The sequence below is a fragment of the Echinicola rosea genome (assembly GCF_005281475.1).
GTDB classification, from domain to species: domain Bacteria; phylum Bacteroidota; class Bacteroidia; order Cytophagales; family Cyclobacteriaceae; genus Echinicola; species Echinicola rosea.
In genome coordinates, this window is record NZ_CP040106.1 from 5,771,535 (window position 1) to 5,789,628 (window position 18,094).

Below are 18,094 nucleotides of genomic sequence, written 5' to 3' on the forward strand. Positions count from 1 at the left end.
GGTGGGGATAATCATTAAAAAATACTTGCTATGAAATCTTTAAATTCAGAATTACAAGCGTGTATTGACAACTGTAATGAATGTATCACCGCTGCCCGTATTTGCCTTGACAAACATTTGGGCGAACCAGACATGAAGAAGTGCCATCAGCTTTGCCTGGATTGCACTACACTTTGTGCGGCCTGTGTCCAAATGATGGCATCACAGTCAGACTATTCAAGCCGCGTTTGTGCTATTTGTGCCGAACTATGCAATGCTTGCGCAGATGAATGTGATAAATTCGATAGCGAGGCCTGCAAGCAATGTGCAGAAAAATGCCGCCAATGTGCGGAAACATGTAAAAAAATGGCTGCTTAAGCCGATAAAAAGGTTTTACAAAACAAAACTATGAATTCCATGATAAAAAAATCAAAGGCTGTCCTCCTAATATGTTTCGGCTTCGGCATACTGCTGATAAATTTTGAAGTAAGAGCACAGTCACAGGAGAAACAAAATTCACCAAAAATGGAAAATACAGAAGCTAAAACAGAGGTCCTTCAATTAACAGTGGAAGGAATGAGTTGCCAGGAAGGATGCGCCAATGGCATTGATAATATGCTCAGGCAGCAGGATGGCATTATTAAAAGCAAAACGATGTTTGATTCCAGTTCATCTGAAATCCATTATGATAAAAGTAAAATTTCAGAAAAGCAGGTAATAGCCCTTATTGAAAAAAGAGGCTTCAAAGTAAAAACAAAAGAAGATAGTAAATAAATGGCTGGTATTCCTGCTATAATCGTAGTTGTATAAAGCTCTTCCTTATATAGGTTAAGTCCTAAACTATTAATAACAAAAAAATGGCAACTGAAACAGTTCAAATGAAAGTTTCCGGGCTGATGTGCTCATTTTGTACAATGAGTGTGGAGAAAGCTTTAAAAAGATATCCGGCGGTGAATAACGTACTCGTAAATCTCGTTCATGGCATTGTGCTGGTGGAGGCAGATACGGCACGAATGAGCCGCGAAGAACTTGCGCAGGCAGTTGAGAAATTGGGCTATAGTGTGTCGGCCACAGAAGTGCAGCAATACAAAACGGATGAAGATGTCTTTCAACTGGTAAAGCAAAGAGGAACCATCGGTATGATCCTTTCTGTCATTGTCCTTTTGGTGGACCCGTTGAATATATTTGGCTTGCCAGCTATTTACACGATCTGGTTCAGTTTCGCAGTGGCAACAGTAGTACTTTTATGGGTCGGGTACCCTATTTTGCGTAAGACACTGATGGCTATTCGTCAGCGGGTGATTAATGCCAACGTGTTACTATCGGCCGGAGCATGGGGTTCGTTTATTATTGGCACGCTTTCTCTCTTTTATCCTGCCTGGCCAAACTTCCTGCCCGTTGCATCCTGGCTAATGTCATTGCACCTTTTCTTTGCCTATTTTAAACTGGACACCCGTAAGAAAGCATCAGAAGCTGTTCGAAAGCTCCTTTCTCTTCAACCACCAAAAACAAGAGTAATTCGGGGCGGGCAGTATATTGAAGTGTTAACCAAAGATGTTTCTGTCGGAGAAATGGTGGAAATTCGCCCTGGAGAACGTCTACCACTTGACGGAGAAGTAGTGGAAGGGATTGCCAGTGTAGATGAATCCAGCTTTACGGGAGAATCCTCTCCCGTTACAAAAGAGAATGGCTCCTCTGTTATTGGCGGTACGCTGAATTTAGATGGTGCCCTCCAGGTTCGGGTGACAAAAATAGGGCAGGATAGTTTTCTTAACCAGATTGTCCGGCTTATGAGCCAAATATCAGAACGTAAGCCTCCTATTGAACTTTTGGCTGATCGCTTGATGAATTATTATGGTCCAGTTGTTTTTATAGTGGCAGGGATGGCCTTTGCAGGCTGGGCACTTCTAACAGGAGATTTCACAGCAGCCACTCTGGTTTTGCTCACCACGATAATCATGGGTTACCCTTGCGCTTTGGGCATAACCACTCCTATGTTGGCAGCTATTGCAGGCGGGAAAGGTATATCCATTGGGCTCTTGGTAAAAGCAAGTGAAGTATTTTATGGGCTCTCCAAAATAGATACTATAGTTTTTGATAAAACCGGTACACTCACCTATGGCAGGCCTACCGTTACAGATGTGGAAGCCTTTAATGCATCGTATGTAGAAGTTCTTACTCTGGCCGCCACTGTTGAAAGCCAGTCCGAACATCCTTTAGGACAGGCCATTACTTTTTTTGCCCAACGGGAAGGAGCTGGAAAATTTAAAACACAAAGTTTTCGTGCTGTTCCGGGTAAAGGAATAATAGCCTCCGTTAAAGATAAAGAGGTATTGATTGGCAAACCTTCATTTATTGAAGAAAATAATATTAACCTCTCAGATATTGTAAAGGATAAAATAAACAGCCTTGGAAAAGATGGAAAAACTGTTGTTGTACTCAGCAGGCAAAATGAAGTGATTGGCTTAATAGCACTTCAAGACACACCACGTAAGGGTGCCAAAGAAGTAATCACAAAATTAAATCAGCGCAATATAAAATCTGTAATGTTAACAGGCGATTCCCGTCCGGTAGCAGAAGCCATTGGTAAACAGTTGGGTATAGATCAGGTGCAGGCAGAACTCCTTCCTGGCGATAAAGTGTCGGCTATTGAAGCTTTACAAAGAAATGGGCAAAAAGTAGCTATGGTAGGAGATGGTATTAATGATGCTCCGGCACTGGCACAATCAGATGTAGGGATTGCCATTGGAGCAGGTACGGATGTTGCCATAGAATCTGCAGGAGTGATTCTTATTGGTGATAAATTGATGGATGTTCTGAATGCACTTATTCTTGGCAAGGCAAGTTATAGAATAATGACAGGCAATGTGATTGTAGCTGTTTTATTTAATATTGTTGGTATGGGATTGGCCGCTTTTGGGTTTATCACTCCTATGTTTGCTATCATTATTATGATCTTAAGTATTTTTGCAATTCTGCTAAATACATTAAGGATTAGAACCTTGAAACTTGAAACTTCAAAGGAAGAGCATGCTGCTTCAGTTGCAGAGATAACATTTAAAATTCCGAATATGGTCTGTGAGGGTTGTGCAGAAACAATAACATCAGCCCTCAAAGGTTTGCCGGGTATACAAGAGGTTAAGCCAAAAGTACTTCAAAAACAGGTGTATGTACGCTATGAATCCGGAAAACTACAGCAGCAGGAGATGAAGGATGCTATCGGTAATGCAGGTTTTACTGCCGTAGAAGTTTAATAGTGGATTAAAATTAACCTTTATTATTATGTATAAAATTAACGACCTAAAAGCAAAGAAAATCAATCGGTTTATCCATTTACTTTTCTTTTGTTCTTTGTTTGTTCTCCTTGCTTCTGCCTGTAACTCGCAAAACGAAAAAAAGCAGGAACAGACTGAGCAAAAAAGTTCTGTCCAAAACCTTACTAAAACGACTATCCCTATTGAAGGTATGACCTGCAATGCTTGTGTTGCAAGTATAAAAAAGAAGCTTAATTCCATGGAAGACCTAGAGGAAGTGGAAGTAAGCCTTGAGCATCGAAATGCCACTGTTTTTTATGAGGAAGGTAAAATTTCTCCCCAACAAATTCGGGATGCTATCAATGAAATTGGGTATAAAGCAGGTGAACCAATAACTGAAAAGGATACGAAATGACACTGGAAAGTTTTTTTGAAAATTTTGGAGGAGATCTTTCTGAAGTATCTTTATTAAGCTTTACCATTGCTTTTTTGGCAGGAATCGTGTCCAGTGGGGTTTGTCCCTGTACGCTACCTGTAGGATTGGGCATGGCAGGTTTAGTTAGCAGCAATTCCGAAAAAAGAGCTAGCTATGGTTTTTTAATTGCAGGTGCTTTTTTCTTTGGAATTGTACTAAGCCTGACTTTATTAGGTGCTTTGGCAGGCAGGTTTGGAGTTATATTATCCGAAACCTTTGGACTCTATTGGGCTTTAGCTATGGTTATTATTTCCATTATCGCAGCTATTGCCGCTTTCTATGGCCCCCGATTAAATGTGACAAAACTGGCATCGATTCGAAAGCCAGGAATAGGAGGTTCCGTGTTATATGGCTTTATTTTTAGCCTCGGTACTTCTGCTGCTCCGTTACTACTGTTGTTATCCGTTGCTGCCGCTACCGCAGATCCTTTTTATGGGCTTACCCTCGCTTTTTCTTTCGGCTTGGGAAGAGGCTTACCATTTTTATTAGTTGGATTGTTTGCCGGTGCAGTATCACGTCTGGCTCAGCTTACATGGCTCAGACGCAGCATTCAAATTATCAGTGGAAGTGCTTTATTGTTTGTTGCTTTTTATTACGGAAGGGTTTTTATAGAACTGATGCCCTAAAAACCCCTCCTGCTAATCCCATGTGCTTCCAGTAGGTTCATTCCGTTCGTTCGTGCCTCACTCTCTTCATTCACCCACTTCCAGCACCGCACAGCAAGAGTAGCCCGTTATTCCATTCCGCTACGCTGCATTCCATAACGTGCCACACTTGCTTTTCCCAACGCACCCCCCAACGCAGGTAAAGCGGTGTTCGTCAGTCGTTCCGTTTTGCTTCACACACTCTCTCCTTCCTCACTCGCAGCTATTTCAGCCCCCCAAACTCCTTCTAAGGTGTTCGCTACACTCACAATATTTTTAATTGGGGGTCTGCCGCTGCTTATTGTTTTTGCTCGCCTGCGGGTCGCTGCGGGCTGATCGGGCTGTCATGTTTTTTGCTTTCCCCAATGTGCTTTCAGTCGCTTCGTTTCAGTCATTCGTTCCTCATTCCTTCAACTCAGCCACTTTCAGCACCGCTCACAAGAATAGCTCTTTCACTTCACTACACGAGCCAACGCACCGTCATTCCGCAATCTGCCTGCAATCCCCCTCCAATGGGTTTGTACTGCAATCAAAAAATACAAACCCTACCAAAACTATTGCAGGCAGTTATTGCTCCATTCCTTTCCAACAATCATTTCGTTCCGTTCAGTCGCTACCCTTGCCTTTGCCGACCCTGATGCAAAAAAACACGCCAGCCCTGCCGTAAACGGTAGGCGTCTGCCGCCCTCATTCTTCGGGCTTTTGCAGCCACCACCCTTGCTCCGCTCGCAGGCGGCTCGCAGAAATGGCTTCGCCTTGGTTTACCTGCGTTTCCACTCCACCCCATACAAACTGAGTCTCTTGGTTTAATTATTAAGTATTTGCTTAAATAAGAAAACTATTTGTATTTTTGCTGCGTTATTAAATCCTAAACAAGGAAATTATGGAAAACAATCAATCGTGTATCCGTGTGTTTGCCGACAAGGTTCAAATAGACAATTGTAGAGTAATACTTCAAACCAACGACAAGGCATTCAGTCAACTGAGTGGACTTTTAGCATTGGCAGGAAACGAAGTAAGGTTAAAAATCTTATTTCTCTTAGAAGAAGAAAACGAACTTTGTCCTTGCGACCTTTCAGACATTCTCGGAATGAGCATCCCTGCCGTTTCGCAACACCTCAGAAAACTAAAAGACGGAAACATCATTGAAGGTAGAAGAGAAGGACAAACCATTTTCTACTCTTTGAAACAGGAGCAACTTACTTTACTTCGTCCATTTTTTAAACACATCATAAACAATTCAAAAAAGGAAACAGTATGAACAAGAAAAACAACAGACTTGTCGGAGCGGGAGTGCTTTCGGCAGTAGCAGCATCACTTTGCTGCATTACACCAGTATTGGCTCTTATTTCAGGAGCTTCAGGAGTGGCATCTATCTTTTCATGGATGGAACCAGCAAGACCTTATCTAATCGGTATCACCGTTTTGGTATTGGGCTTTGCTTGGTATCAGAAACTCAAACCACGAACAGCCGAAGAAATCCAATGTGATTGCGAAGAAGACGAAAAAAAACCCTTTATGCAGACCAAAACATTCTTGGGAATTGTAACCGTGTTTGCAGCCTTGATGCTCGCTTTTCCAAACTATGCACACATTTTCTATCCTTCAAACGACAACAAGGAAGTTGTAATCGTCAATGCTTCTGACATCCAAACGGTAACTTTTGATGTAAAAGGAATGACTTGCAATGGTTGTGCTTCACAAGTAGAAAATGATGTGAACAAATTGCCAGGCATTGTTAAGGTAGATGCGATTTATGAAGAAGCGACTGCCAAAGTAGAATTTGACCAAACCAAAGTGAGTCTTGCTCAAATTGAAGAAGCCATCAACGGTACAGGTTACAAAGTGGTTGGCAAGAAATAGTATTTTTTTGCCCCTCGTATTTAAGAACTTAATTAAATAATTATACTATGAAAAAGAATTTAATTCTATTGAGTGCTTTGTTCCTAATTGGAATTGCTCAGCTTAATGCTCAATGTTGCAAACCGAATGACAGTAAAGCACAAACAGCAAATACAAACCAGCAAGAAGGTAAAACCCTGAAATTGAAAATAACGGGAATGACTTGTGCAGGTTGCTCCAACCACATTTCAAATGCCCTCAAAGAAGTGGACGGCATTATTGAACACAAAGTGGAATATCCAGGCGATTTGGCAACTATCCAGTACGACCCAAGCAAAAAAAATCCTGAAGCTATCAAAAAAGTAATTGAAAAAACAGGTTATAAAGCCGAAATCATTAAAGAAAATTCTAAATAATATGAAAACTGTAAAATTAATTTTAGGCATTGTTACTATCGGGATGATAGTAGCTAGTTGTAATAAAGAAGTACAGGAACCGGAAGTAAAACCAACAAATTCTTCAACTCCCGGTACTAATTCTTCCACCCCAACAGGTACTTCGACCATTTCTTACACAGATTTGAGTGCGGAACAAAGCACCATTGCAATTGGGGCAACCACAAAAGTAACAGCTACAGCAACAGGAGATGGTCTTTCTTATATCTGGAGTGCATCAGATGGCGATATTATAGGAAGTAAAGCATGTTTGCAGTAAAACCCCAAATAGAAAACTTATGAAAAATCAACGAAAATATATTGACGGTCAATTAAACGACATTCTTTTTTCTGAATTTAAGATAAAGAATAGCGATTTTATTTTACGAATATTTCAAGAATTGATGCTAGGCAGTTCTATATCTAAAAACAGATTTTATAAACTAATAAAAGTGTCCAAAGATAAAGCGGACGCTATTTTGAATAAACTGGGCGAAACCGATGTACAAGGAAATATTATTGCATTTTCTGGTCTATCTACAGTTCCTACCAAACATCGCTTTATTGTAAATGGTAAGATGTTATACACATGGTGTGTAGTAGATGCCATTCTGTTTGCTGAATGGTTAGATGTGGAAGTCAATGTTCATTCGTCCGACCCAATTGATAGTTCTCTCATAGAATTACAAATAAACGGAGGTCAGCTATTATGGACAACTCCTTATCCTTTATTTATTTCTTGGGTAGAATCTGTTGACACCTGCAATATTAAAGGGTCGCTATGTAATCACGTTTCATTTTTTGCAAGCGAAAGAACAGCAAAACAATGGTTAAAAAATAATCCTGATGGAAAAATATTGACGCTTGAGGATTTCTTTGAGCCTAAAAACATAGGAATGAAATGTTGTTAAGTATAGTCCTAAATAAATTAAAAAAATAAGATGAAAGAAGAAAAAATAAAATTGGAAATTGCAGGTATGACCTGCGACCATTGTGCCACAGGAATAAAAAAAATGCTTTCACAAAATGAGGGTGTTAAAGAAGCCAATGTGAGCTACCCAAAAGCTACTTGTGAATGTTCTTTTGACCCTACCAAAACAAGTAAAGAAGAAATCATCAATACCATTAACGGCACAAAAAACTATCGTGTAAAAAGTGAAATTTCTGAAAATGGAAATAGTAGGAATAATCAATTTGATTTAATCATTATCGGTGGTGGTTCGGCTGCATTTTCGGCAGCTATCAAAGCCGAAAGTTTAGGTTTATCGACCTTAATGGTAAACGGTGGTTTGGACTTTGGCGGTACTTGTGTCAACGTGGGTTGTGTGCCTTCTAAAAATCTTATTCGTGCAGGCGAGTCGGCTTATCACGCTACACATTCCAACTTTGAAGGCATCAAGCCAAAAGGAGTTGATATTGATTTCGCTCAAATCATCAAAGACAAGAAAAAATTAGTAGCCACACTTCAAGAGAAAAAATATATGGATGTGGTAAGCGATTTTGAAAACCTGACTATGCTAAAAGGTTGGGCAAAATTCAAAGACAACAAAACCATTTTGGTTGATGGCAAGGAATACAAAGCCTTCAAATTTTTAATTGCTGCGGGAGCTACGACCAACATTCCGACTATTGAAGGATTGGACAAAATTGACTACTTGACCAACGTTTCCCTTTTCGACTTGGAAGAAAAACCCGAAAGCTTGACCATTATGGGAGCAGGTTACATAGGTTTGGAAATTGCAATGGCGTACAATCGTTTAGGCGTTAAAGTCCGAATCATTGAATTTACCGACCGTGTTCTACGGACACAAACCCCAGACATCAGTGAAGCATTGGAAACCCAAATGCGAAAAGAAGGCATTGAAATCTTACCTAATTTCAGAGCCGTGAAATTCGAGAAACAAGCGAATGAAACCATCATTCACTGTAAATGTCCTGACGGTTCATTTACGCAAATTATAGAAAAAGGTAAGGTAGTAATTGCCACAGGCACAAAAGCCAATACAAGCCAATTAGGGTTAGATAACATTGGTTTGGAACTCACCAAAAGCGGACATATCGCTGTAAATGAAAAAATGGAAACCAATCTACCTAACATTTACGCAGCAGGTGACGTAACCAACACCCCTGCATTTGTTTATACAGCCGCTTTTGAAGGTAAAATTGCCGTTGAAAATGCGTTCTCAGGAACAGATAATAAAGCCGATTATTCTTCTTTACCTTGGGTGGTGTTTACTGACCCACAAATTGCAGGGGCAGGTTTAGATGAAGCACAGGCAGAATCAAAAGGCATTCCGTTTGAAGTGTCAAAATTGGAATTGAAAGACGTACCGAGAGCCATAGCAGCCAACGACACAAGGGGTTTCATCAAACTCATTCGTAACTCGGAAACTGACAAACTTATAGGTGCAAGAGTAGTCGCACCCGAAGGTGGAGAACTCATACAACAATTAAGTATGGCAATCAAATACGGAATAATGGTGAAAGACTTAGCAGACAGTTTCTACCCTTATTTGACTTTGGGAGAAGGTATAAAATTAGCAGCAATAACTTTCGGAAAAGACGTATCAAAATTAAGTTGTTGTGCAAGCTAAATCAAATTCCTTCAATTCTATGTTTTCGATTCCCATTCATGCATTGCCTAGCTATTCAAATAGTACTGGTTCATAGAATTGGCATTTAATAGCCATAAATAGTCAATAATCACTCAAACATAAAGCAAAGTTACAGGCATGCGGATGCGAGAGCTGCAAGGGTTCGCTACGCCTGTTAGGAAAAAAAATCTCCACCCTACGGGTAGTATTTTTTTCCCACAGCCCTTGCTGCAATCGCACCGTCCTGTAGTGTGAGGGCATTATGTTTAAGTTATTATTCAGAGTCCGTTTCGGCAGCCGGTGGTTGTTGGCGGGCGTTCGCACCTCAGGCCTTCCGTTCCATGCAGGCATTCAGCGTTGTGGTATCACAGATTATACGCTGCGTGTTTTTTGGTTCGAGTTGTGCCTTTCAGAGCTTCCCTTTTAGGGGGGCTCATTTTTTTTTGAAAAATTATTCTAAAAAATCAGATTTTACTTTTTTTCAAAGTATTTATAAGAAAACATATAATATGATTGACTACAAAAAACTCGATGTAGAATACGACCAGATAATAATCCTCGACCTGCTATCTGAAAATGAAAGAACTGATTGGAAAATTACAGAAGAATTGAGAGACGTTCTAAAAGGTGAAAGATTCTCAGTACATCCAATTTACCTATCCAACAAACAAGAATTGCTTGATGCTCTGGAACAACTTACTACACAAGCCAAAGCAGGTAAAAGATACATGCTTCATTTCGTAGGTCATGGCAACAGTGATTGTATCGGGTTCAAACACAACCATGAATTGATTCCTTGGTCTCAGTTAGAAGTACCACTTCAAAATCTCAACAAAGTTTCTGATGAAACCCTTGTCTTGAACATGACTACTTGTAAAGGGCTAAATGTAATTAAAGCAGTTGACCACATGAAAGTTGAAAAACCCTTCTTTGGTATAATCGGATACAGTGCAGATCTCGATTACTGTGTTGGTATATCAGCTAACAAAATTTTCTACCTATCCATGTCTAATGGTATACAAATCAACAAGGCAATCGAGAAAGTTAAAAAAGAAACGGGGGATGATAATTTCCATTGCATTACGGCACAGGGCTACTCTGCAATTAAAAATAAAATAGAGCAGCAAAGATAGGCGGGTTCGCACATGGCCAACGCTCATTCGGACAGTCAAGGTCAAGCCCTTCGGGTTTTGAAAAAAATCTCCACCCTGCAGGTAGTATTTTTTCCAAAAACCTTGACAGCCGACCTCCACCCGCCTTATTCAAAGCTTTCTCTTTTCTTTTTTCCCTTTTTTTCTTTTCTCTTTTGAAAAAATGTATGCGAAGCGCAGCGAGCAAAATTCTAATGGCTCACTGTATGAAATCGTTTCGCATCAAAACCCATCGACCGGAAAACAGCTACAATCAGCCGCACTTCTTCATCCTGAACAGAGGACTAAACAGCGGAAAACCGCTCAACCTACCTTGCCCGAATTGCTTTGTTTGTCTTACCGACAACCTTGAGGACAGGGAATTTCTCTACTGGCTCTGCTTCGGATTGTGGAAGTCAAAATCCTTCTATCATTTTCTGAAAGGTTCCGTAATTCCATTCGTGACAATTGATGAAACCCGAAAGCTGATCCGGGAAAGTTCAACTAAGGCAAGCTGTAAAGCCCAGGCATTTCAAAAGGCTATTCATGCCCTACGACTACTCGACACCAATGAGCAAAAAATCAAGGTTGCTTTAAAGACGATTGATACTGCCCGACAAGCCATATTTTATGACTTGATGAAAGATTCAGGCGCAGGATAAATCCTTGACCTGCCAAAAGAACAGGGCAACAAAAGCAAAATAAAGCACATAAACGCAACAACACCAAAGAGAGAACTACCGCCTAATTCTTGAAGTAATTTAGTTGGCGAAGGGCAAATCCATGGTAAGTCCGTGTCAAGTCCAAGCAAATGTTTAACCCCTAAAAAATCGTAAAGAGATGGGAAAAATTAATCAGGGTATTCTCGGTGGTGTATCAGGCCAGGTAGGGAATGTAATCGGTGGAACTTGGAAGGGCATCGATTACCTGCGCATCAAACCTTCCAGTGTAGCGAACCCAAGAACTGAAGGTCAAGTTGACCAGCGTTCTAAGTTCTCAACCGTCTTGCAGTTCTTGCAACCTATGACAGACTTCCTGAGAGTCGGTTTCAAGTTGTATGCTAACAAAATGACCCAGTTCAATGCGGCCATGTCTTACAACCTGAACAATGCGATTACCGGAGCTTATCCAAACTTCATGATTGACTATGCAAATGCATTAGTTACTCGCGGTAATCTAACCGGAGCGTCAAACGGTGCTGCCAGTTCTCCAAGTGCTGGAAACGTGGAAGCAACCTGGACAGACAATTCAGGAAGTGGTAGTGCATTGGCAACAGACAAAGCTCTGATTGCTCTTTTGAATACTACCAGAGGAGAAGCAGTGTTCACCACTGCGGGACCAGCAAGGTCTGCCGGATCAGCGACCATTCCAGTGCCTCCTGAGTACTCAGGAGAAGACGTTGAAGTCTTCTTAGGGTTTATATCAGAAGACGGAACTAAAGTCGCTAACAGCGTTTATTTAGGCTCTGTAACAGTTGCGTAAAGCGATTGGTGTTTTCGATAAAAACCGCTTCCTTTGTGGAGCGGTTTTTTTATGTCCGCTCCACTCTAATTTTCCTTTCTTATCCCTTATTTTGCTAATACTCAGCATTTTTTGTTGCTAATTCGTTTCTACTACTTTAGTAACACACTGAAATACAGTATGTTAAAAGCAATTCAAATATTTTGCATCGGTATTGTACCGGTTTGGAGCTGATGAGCGTTTCTATCTTGGGGGCAGATACAATACAGTGAGTGGCAAGATGCGTGAAAGTGCATCAGAGAACCTCGATATCAGCCGGATCAACTTTGGTGGAGGCTGGTATTTTTCAAAGAACGTTTTAACAAAAGTTGAGTACATGAAGCAGCAATATGAAGGCAGTGCCTGGACAGGGCGTTTTGCCGGGGCTGAGTTCAGTGGAGTCGTGGTTGAAGCGGTGATTAGTTTCTGACGGAACTCCCGTGTGGGTGACTCATCCACACGGGATTCTTTTTACTGCTGTGTAAAAGATAATGACTACAAAAATAAGTGTCAGGAGACTAAGATTTTTCAAGGGAAATACAGCATGAAAATTCACATATTGAAGTATTTGAAATACAAACCGTCAATTTTGATGTTAAAATCGAACATTCTGAACTAAATTTCGTAAATTCGTACTAGACTTTCTCCAAAGTGCAACGTTTTAGAAAAATATCGGCCATCCTGCTTTCCATCCTGGTGCTGCTCAGTTCCACGAGCTACACCTTTGGTATGCATTTTTGCATGGGACAGTTGGAGAGCATTGCACTTTTTTCCGGGGCTGAGCCCTGCGAAATGGCCACTCAAAAATCACCTTGTGCCAATGATAAGCATGATCCGGATTGCGAACACCAGCAGGTGACTAAAAAAGGTTGCTGTGAAGACCAGACTTTAGTAATTGAGGGTCATGAAGACCTTACGCAAGTGACCAAAGTTGCGGTTCCTGATTTTCAAATGATCGCAGTTATCTACGTTGTGGTTTCGTTTCTTTTTAGTGACACTACCGTTGATCACTATACGTTTAACGACTATTCCCCCCCACTGATTGAACGTGATATACCAGTACTCGTTCAATCCTTCCTTATTTAAGCATTTCATTCAATTGATCGTGATCAAGGCTTAGCTCTTTAGAGCCTTGGGGCATTATTGCTATGCCTTTTTAAATCAATTCAAAAGTTGAATGTAAATAACATGCTTAATAAAATCATTAAATACTTTCTTGAGAACAAGTTAGTTACCGTTCTCATCTTAATTGGCTTCATTGCCTGGGGCATTGTGACCGCCCCTTTCGGTTGGCAGATAGGTGCGTTACCTTCTGATCCCGTTCCGGTAGATGCTATTCCGGATATAGGAGAAAACCAACAGATTGTCTTTACCCAGTGGCAGGGCCGATCACCACAAGACATAGAAGACCAAATTTCCTATCCGCTGACTACCTATTTATTAGGTATTCCGGGCGTAAAATCTATACGGAGTTCTTCTATATTTGGCTTTTCCAGTATCTTCATCATTTTCAGTGAAGATGTAGAGTTTTACTGGTCACGTTCACGTATCCTTGAGAAACTAAGTTCCTTGCCTTCCGGCTTATTACCGGAAGGGGTTCAGCCCGCACTCGGGCCTGATGCCACTGCGCTGGGCCAGGTGTATTGGTATACCATTGAGGGCAGAGATAAGGATGGAAACCCTACGGGAGGATGGGATTTACACGAAATCCGTACCGTACAAGACTTCTACGTCAAATATGGATTAAACGCAACAGAAGGCGTTTCGGAAGTGGCTTCTATTGGTGGCTTTGTACAGGAATATCAGATTGATGTGAACCCTGATGCCCTTAAAGCCTATGATATCCCATTGCATAAAGTAATGCAGGCGGTACAGAAATCAAATAAAGACGTAGGGGCTAAAACCATTGAGATCAACCAGGCAGAATATCTGGTGCGTGGTTTGGGCTACATCAAAAAAGTAGAAGACATTGAAAAGGCCGTGGTGGCCGTTCAGGAAAATGTTCCCGTCCGTATTAAAGACATTGGTGTAGTCACCCTGGGGCCATCCACCCGTAGAGGTCTGTTGGATAAAGACGGTGCTGAAGTGGTAGGTGGAGTAGTGGTGGCGCGCTATGGGGCCAATCCCTTGCAGGTCATTAACAACGTCAAGGATAAGATCAAAGAAATAGCCCCGGGACTGCCGAAAAAAACGTTGGCAGATGGAAGGGAAAGCCAGCTGACCATTGTTCCGTTTTATGATCGTTCCGAGCTTATTTATGAAACATTGGGAACCCTGGAAGAAGCCATTTCGCTTCAGGTGCTCATTACCATTTTAGTAGTGATCGTGATGGTGTATAATCTCAGGGCTTCATTTCTCATTTCAAGTATCCTGCCGATTGCGGTATTAATGGTGTTTATCGCCATGCGCTATTTTGGTGTGGATGCCAATATAGTGGCCTTGTCTGGAATTGCCATTGCCATTGGTACGATGGTGGACTTGGGAGTTATACTTTCCGAAAATATTATCAAGCATATAGATGAAGCTCCTCCCGGTCAAAAACTGATAGATACCATTTATAATGGAGCTTCAGAAGTGGGTACCGCTATTCTCACCGCTGTTTCTACCACCATTGTCAGCTTCATTCCGGTCTTTACCATGCAAGCTGCTGAAGGAAAGCTCTTTGGACCTTTGGCATTCACCAAGACCTTTGCCCTGGTAGCTGCGCTGTTGGTGAGTCTATTGATCATGCCTACCTTGGCACATTGGTTCTTTGGATTCAAAATCAATAATAAGTTTCTTAAGAAATATGGTGGCTATGCATTAGTACTATTTGGAATTATAGGGCTCTTTACCGGTCAGGTATGGGGTGGAGTACTGCTGGTACTATTTGGTGCAATCGGAATTGTAAAGAATTTTTTTGACACTAAAAAGGAACGCTTTTCCAAGCCTGTATTATTTCTCTTCAATTATGCCGAGTTGATCATTGTACTTATTGGGGTAACCTGGCTTTTAGCTAAATATTGGCTACCACTAGGAGCTTCAAAGTCTCTGCTACTCAACTTTATTTTTGTGACCTTATTGGTAGGATTTATCCTGGGGTCGTTCACGCTTTTAGAATATTACTACAAATCTATATTAAAATGGTGCCTGGATAATAAAGTAACTTTTTTATTGATACCTACTTTCTTGATTTTGCTTGGCGCTAATGTTTGGTTGGGTTTTAATAGCATTTTCGGGTTTATTCCTAAAGCATTGGACAATCTCGGCTGGGATGTCCGGACAACTACAGTTTGGTCAGGCCTGACCCATACTTTTCCAGGTGTGGGGAAAGAATTTATGCCGTCCCTAGATGAAGGAAGTTTTTTGCTCATGCCAACATCCATGCCACATTCCGGTATTGAGTTCAACCGTAAAGTAGTTGGTCAGTTGGATATGCTCTTGACTAACATCCCGGAAGTAGAATTAACGGTAGGCAAATTAGGACGGGTAGAGTCTGCCCTTGATCCGGCACCTATTTCCATGTATGAAAACATCATCAACTATAAAACGGAGTACATGCTCAGTGAAAAAGGGCACAGGCTAAGGTTCAAAGTTGATAAGGAAGATCGCTTTATACTCAATAGCGGTGATAGCCTTTCTAATGAAGAAGCCATTAACCGAGGTGTTGTTTTGGAGGAACTCATCCCTGATGATAACGGGAATTATTTCCGCAACTGGCGGCCGCAAATTGAATCTCCAGATGATATCTGGAATGAAATTGTTAAGGTCACCAAAATACCGGGAGTAACTTCAGCACCTAAGCTGCAGCCTATTGAAACCCGCTTGGTGATGCTACAAACAGGTATGCGAGCCCCCATGGGTATCAAAGTATATGGTCCGGATCTGAAAACGATAGAAGACTTTGGGCTGCAACTGGAGGAAGTGCTTAAAAATGTTCCTTCGGTAAAAGCGGAAGCCGTGTTTGCCGACAGAATTGTAGGTAAGCCCTATCTTCATCTTAACATCAACAGGGATGAGATTTCACGCTATGGGCTGAATGTGGAAGATGTACAGCAGACCATTGAAACTGCCATTGGAGGAATGAAAATTACTTCTACCGTGGAAGGACGCGAACGTTTTCCGGTGAGGGTACGTTACCCTCGTGAACTTAGGGACGATCCCGAAGCATTGGGCAAAATATTATTGCCCACCCCAACGGGTGCACAGATACCGATCAGCCAGGTGGTGGACTTTGAGTATATACGTGGCCCACAGGCGATCAAAAGTGAGGAGACTTTTTTGGTAGGTTATGTATTATTTGACAAAAGGGACGGATACTCAGAAGTGGGAGTGGTCAATGACGCACAGGCGGCTATCGAGGCCAGGATAGATGCTGGGGATTTAATTGTTCCTGCCGGTATCAGCTACAAGTTCTCCGGCAGTTATGAGAATCAGGTAAGGGCTGAAAAAAGGCTTGCTATTATCGTTCCATTGGTTCTGGGGATTGTCTTTTTGATACTCTACTTCCAGTTTAAATCAGTAGCCACTTCATTGATGGTATTTACTGGTATTGCCATGGCCTTTAGTGGAGGTTTTATCATGCTATGGTTGTATGGACAAACCTGGTTTGCTGACTTCTCCCTATTCGGTACTAATTTCCGAGATCTTTTCCAAATACAAACGATTAATCTAAGTGTGGCTGTGTGGGTCGGGTTTATTGCCTTGTTTGGTATAGCCACGGATGATGGAGTATTAATGGCTACTTATTTAGACCAAAGTTTTAATCGTAATAAAACAGACAATCTGAAAGGAATAAGAGCAGCGACAGTGGAAGCTGGTCAACGAAGAATAAAACCTGCCGTAATGACCTCTGCCACCACTATCATTGCCTTGCTACCGATTCTTACCTCAACGGGTCGTGGGGCAGACATTATGATCCCTATGGCAATTCCAGCCTTTGGAGGTATGCTCTTCGCTGCAGTCACCTACTTTATAGTACCGGTTTTATATGCTATGAGAGAGGAAAGAAAACTTAAAAAGACACTATTATGAAGATCATTATAAATATTGTAATACTCGTTTTTCTCGGAACTAGCCTGAGTCAGGCGCAGACTCTGGATGACTATTTTAAAATAGCAGCAGAAAACAATCCGGGATTACAGGCGAAATATCGGGAATTTGAAGCGGCCATACAGAAAGTGGAGCAGGTAAATACTTTACCGGACCCTAATTTCTCTTTTGGTTATTTCATTTCACCGGTGGAAACGAGGGTAGGGCCACAAAAGGCAAGGTTTTCCCTGACCCAGATGTTTCCCTGGTTTGGGACGCTACGGGCACAGGGAAATGCCGCAGCTTTAATGGCAGAGGCAAAATATCAAGCCTTCTTAGACGCTCGGAATAGGTTATACTACCAGGTGGCAGCGGCCTATTATCCGCTTTATGAACTTAATCAATGGAAAGAGATTGAGCGCGAGAATATTGAAATACTGGAATCTTATAAAACCATTGCCAATAAGAAGTTTGAAAATGGAGCGGGTACTATGGTGGACGTCTTGCGCGTAGATATTATGTTGAAGGATGCCACAACCAACCTTTCCATTCTGAACGATAAGGAAGCGCCTCTGCTGACCCGGTTTAATAAACTGCTCAACAGAGAGGAAAACGCATTGGTAATCGTAGAGGATTCTCTCGTTGCTCAAGCCTTGCCTGATAATTTCAGAAAGGACTCTTTGCTTACGAACAACCCTGTACTGGAAGAACTGGACTTAAAAATAGCCTCCAGTGAGGCAAGTGAGGAGGTCGCTTACAAACAAGGGCTTCCAAAATTTGGTGTAGGATTGGATTATGCTATTGTGGGAAACAGACCTGAAGTGGAACTTCCCGACAATGGTCAGGACATTCTAATGCCTATGGTTTCTGTCAGCATTCCCATTTTCAGGAGTAAATATAAAGCCGCTGTTAAAGAAGCACAGCTCATGCAGGAAAGCTATTCACTCCAAAAAAAGGACTTTGCCAATACCCTAACGTCAAACTACGAAATGGCCTGGTTTGAAATTCAACAACAGCAAGAATTGATTGAGCTATACGATCAACAAATTCAGGAATCCAATCAGGCTTTAAATCTATTATTTACGGCTTACAGTAATTCAGGAAATGAATTTGAAGAGGTACTGCGTATGCAACAGCAGCTCTTAAAATATGAAAAGATGAAGGCAACGGCCGCAACGCAGTACCAAATTGCCCTGGCCAAACTCAATTACTTAACTGCAAAAACATATTAA

General features: G+C 41.5%; 17 protein-coding genes. All 17 read left to right on the forward strand.

The window, feature by feature from the left end; all coding sequences use genetic code 11:
• Positions 1–396: 396 nt before the first annotated feature.
• The 17 genes from FDP09_RS22460 (at position 397) to FDP09_RS22540 (ending at position 18,094) form a co-directional block, all read left to right on the forward strand.
• Entirely contained in the window at positions 397–753 is a 357-nt protein-coding gene (locus FDP09_RS22460) for a heavy-metal-associated domain-containing protein (RefSeq protein ID WP_244940520.1), read from the forward strand.
• Between the two features lie 83 nt (positions 754–836).
• Positions 837–3,233, forward strand: a complete 2,397-nt coding sequence (locus FDP09_RS22465) for a heavy metal translocating P-type ATPase (protein WP_137404704.1) — start codon at positions 837–839, stop codon at positions 3,231–3,233.
• A gap of 28 nt (positions 3,234–3,261) precedes the next feature.
• A complete protein-coding gene (locus FDP09_RS22470) occupies positions 3,262–3,648 on the forward strand; it encodes a heavy-metal-associated domain-containing protein (protein ID WP_014773322.1) in 387 nt (128 codons plus the stop codon).
• Complete coding sequence (locus tag FDP09_RS22475) at positions 3,645–4,334, forward strand: cytochrome c biogenesis CcdA family protein (RefSeq protein WP_014773323.1); 690 nt, start codon at positions 3,645–3,647, stop codon at positions 4,332–4,334. Before FDP09_RS22470 ends, FDP09_RS22475 begins: the two co-directional genes overlap by 4 nt.
• Before the next feature lie 901 nt (positions 4,335–5,235).
• Complete coding sequence (locus tag FDP09_RS22480) at positions 5,236–5,613, forward strand: ArsR/SmtB family transcription factor (RefSeq protein WP_088161967.1); 378 nt, start codon at positions 5,236–5,238, stop codon at positions 5,611–5,613.
• A complete protein-coding gene (gene merTP, locus FDP09_RS22485; protein ID WP_088161966.1) occupies positions 5,610–6,215 on the forward strand; it encodes a mercuric transport protein MerTP in 606 nt (201 codons plus the stop codon). Before FDP09_RS22480 ends, merTP begins: the two co-directional genes overlap by 4 nt.
• 47 nt (positions 6,216–6,262) lie before the next feature.
• Positions 6,263–6,610 carry a heavy-metal-associated domain-containing protein gene (locus tag FDP09_RS22490; RefSeq protein WP_088161965.1) on the forward strand — a complete coding sequence of 116 codons (348 nt, stop codon included), beginning with the start codon at positions 6,263–6,265 and terminating at the stop codon, positions 6,608–6,610.
• A 1-nt stretch (position 6,611) separates the two neighbouring features.
• Positions 6,612–6,908: a hypothetical protein gene (locus FDP09_RS22495; RefSeq protein WP_002978236.1), complete on the forward strand. Its 297-nt coding sequence runs from the start codon at positions 6,612–6,614 to the stop codon at positions 6,906–6,908.
• A gap of 19 nt (positions 6,909–6,927) precedes the next feature.
• Complete coding sequence (merB, locus tag FDP09_RS22500; RefSeq protein WP_088161964.1) at positions 6,928–7,539, forward strand: organomercurial lyase; 612 nt, start codon at positions 6,928–6,930, stop codon at positions 7,537–7,539.
• A gap of 30 nt (positions 7,540–7,569) precedes the next feature.
• Positions 7,570–9,222, forward strand: coding sequence for a mercury(II) reductase (merA, locus tag FDP09_RS22505; protein ID WP_088161963.1), 1,653 nt, complete (start codon positions 7,570–7,572; stop codon positions 9,220–9,222).
• A 509-nt stretch (positions 9,223–9,731) separates the two neighbouring features.
• Positions 9,732–10,355, forward strand: a complete 624-nt coding sequence (locus tag FDP09_RS22510) for a caspase family protein (RefSeq protein WP_137404705.1) — start codon at positions 9,732–9,734, stop codon at positions 10,353–10,355.
• A 224-nt stretch (positions 10,356–10,579) separates the two neighbouring features.
• Complete coding sequence (locus tag FDP09_RS22515; protein WP_229683492.1) at positions 10,580–11,014, forward strand: DUF6943 family protein; 435 nt, start codon at positions 10,580–10,582, stop codon at positions 11,012–11,014.
• A 178-nt stretch (positions 11,015–11,192) separates the two neighbouring features.
• Positions 11,193–11,834 carry a DUF6266 family protein gene (locus tag FDP09_RS22520; protein WP_137404707.1) on the forward strand — a complete coding sequence of 214 codons (642 nt, stop codon included), beginning with the start codon at positions 11,193–11,195 and terminating at the stop codon, positions 11,832–11,834.
• Positions 11,835–12,093: 259 nt separating this feature from the next.
• Positions 12,094–12,282, forward strand: a complete 189-nt coding sequence (locus tag FDP09_RS22525) for a hypothetical protein (RefSeq protein WP_187328753.1) — start codon at positions 12,094–12,096, stop codon at positions 12,280–12,282.
• A 221-nt stretch (positions 12,283–12,503) separates the two neighbouring features.
• A complete protein-coding gene (locus FDP09_RS22530) occupies positions 12,504–12,938 on the forward strand; it encodes an HYC_CC_PP family protein (RefSeq protein WP_229683493.1) in 435 nt (144 codons plus the stop codon).
• 102 nt (positions 12,939–13,040) lie between these two features.
• Positions 13,041–16,865 carry an efflux RND transporter permease subunit gene (locus tag FDP09_RS22535; protein ID WP_137404708.1) on the forward strand — a complete coding sequence of 1,275 codons (3,825 nt, stop codon included), beginning with the start codon at positions 13,041–13,043 and terminating at the stop codon, positions 16,863–16,865.
• Positions 16,862–18,094: a TolC family protein gene (locus FDP09_RS22540; protein WP_137404709.1), complete on the forward strand. Its 1,233-nt coding sequence runs from the start codon at positions 16,862–16,864 to the stop codon at positions 18,092–18,094. The genes FDP09_RS22535 and FDP09_RS22540 overlap by 4 nt, the downstream gene beginning before the upstream one ends.

Excerpts from the sequence above, each read along its gene's own strand:
- FDP09_RS22460 (WP_244940520.1), top strand. The coding sequence starts at position 397 with ATGATAAAAAAATCAAAGGCTGTCCTCCTAATATGTTTCGGCTTCGGC.
- FDP09_RS22480 (WP_088161967.1), top strand. The coding sequence starts at position 5,236 with ATGGAAAACAATCAATCGTGTATCCGTGTGTTTGCCGACAAGGTTCAA.
- FDP09_RS22495 (WP_002978236.1), top strand. The coding sequence starts at position 6,612 with ATGAAAACTGTAAAATTAATTTTAGGCATTGTTACTATCGGGATGATA.
- FDP09_RS22470 (WP_014773322.1), top strand. The coding sequence starts at position 3,262 with ATGTATAAAATTAACGACCTAAAAGCAAAGAAAATCAATCGGTTTATC.
- FDP09_RS22525 (WP_187328753.1), top strand. The coding sequence starts at position 12,094 with ATGCGTGAAAGTGCATCAGAGAACCTCGATATCAGCCGGATCAACTTT.
- FDP09_RS22540 (WP_137404709.1), top strand. The coding sequence starts at position 16,862 with ATGAAGATCATTATAAATATTGTAATACTCGTTTTTCTCGGAACTAGC.
- merB (WP_088161964.1), top strand. The coding sequence starts at position 6,928 with ATGAAAAATCAACGAAAATATATTGACGGTCAATTAAACGACATTCTT.
- FDP09_RS22510 (WP_137404705.1), top strand. The coding sequence starts at position 9,732 with ATGATTGACTACAAAAAACTCGATGTAGAATACGACCAGATAATAATC.
- FDP09_RS22475 (WP_014773323.1), top strand. The coding sequence starts at position 3,645 with ATGACACTGGAAAGTTTTTTTGAAAATTTTGGAGGAGATCTTTCTGAA.
- FDP09_RS22520 (WP_137404707.1), top strand. The coding sequence starts at position 11,193 with ATGGGAAAAATTAATCAGGGTATTCTCGGTGGTGTATCAGGCCAGGTA.
- merA (WP_088161963.1), top strand. The coding sequence starts at position 7,570 with ATGAAAGAAGAAAAAATAAAATTGGAAATTGCAGGTATGACCTGCGAC.
- FDP09_RS22535 (WP_137404708.1), top strand. The coding sequence starts at position 13,041 with ATGCTTAATAAAATCATTAAATACTTTCTTGAGAACAAGTTAGTTACC.
- FDP09_RS22490 (WP_088161965.1), top strand. The coding sequence starts at position 6,263 with ATGAAAAAGAATTTAATTCTATTGAGTGCTTTGTTCCTAATTGGAATT.
- FDP09_RS22515 (WP_229683492.1), top strand. The coding sequence starts at position 10,580 with ATGAAATCGTTTCGCATCAAAACCCATCGACCGGAAAACAGCTACAAT.
- merTP (WP_088161966.1), top strand. The coding sequence starts at position 5,610 with ATGAACAAGAAAAACAACAGACTTGTCGGAGCGGGAGTGCTTTCGGCA.
- FDP09_RS22465 (WP_137404704.1), top strand. The coding sequence starts at position 837 with ATGGCAACTGAAACAGTTCAAATGAAAGTTTCCGGGCTGATGTGCTCA.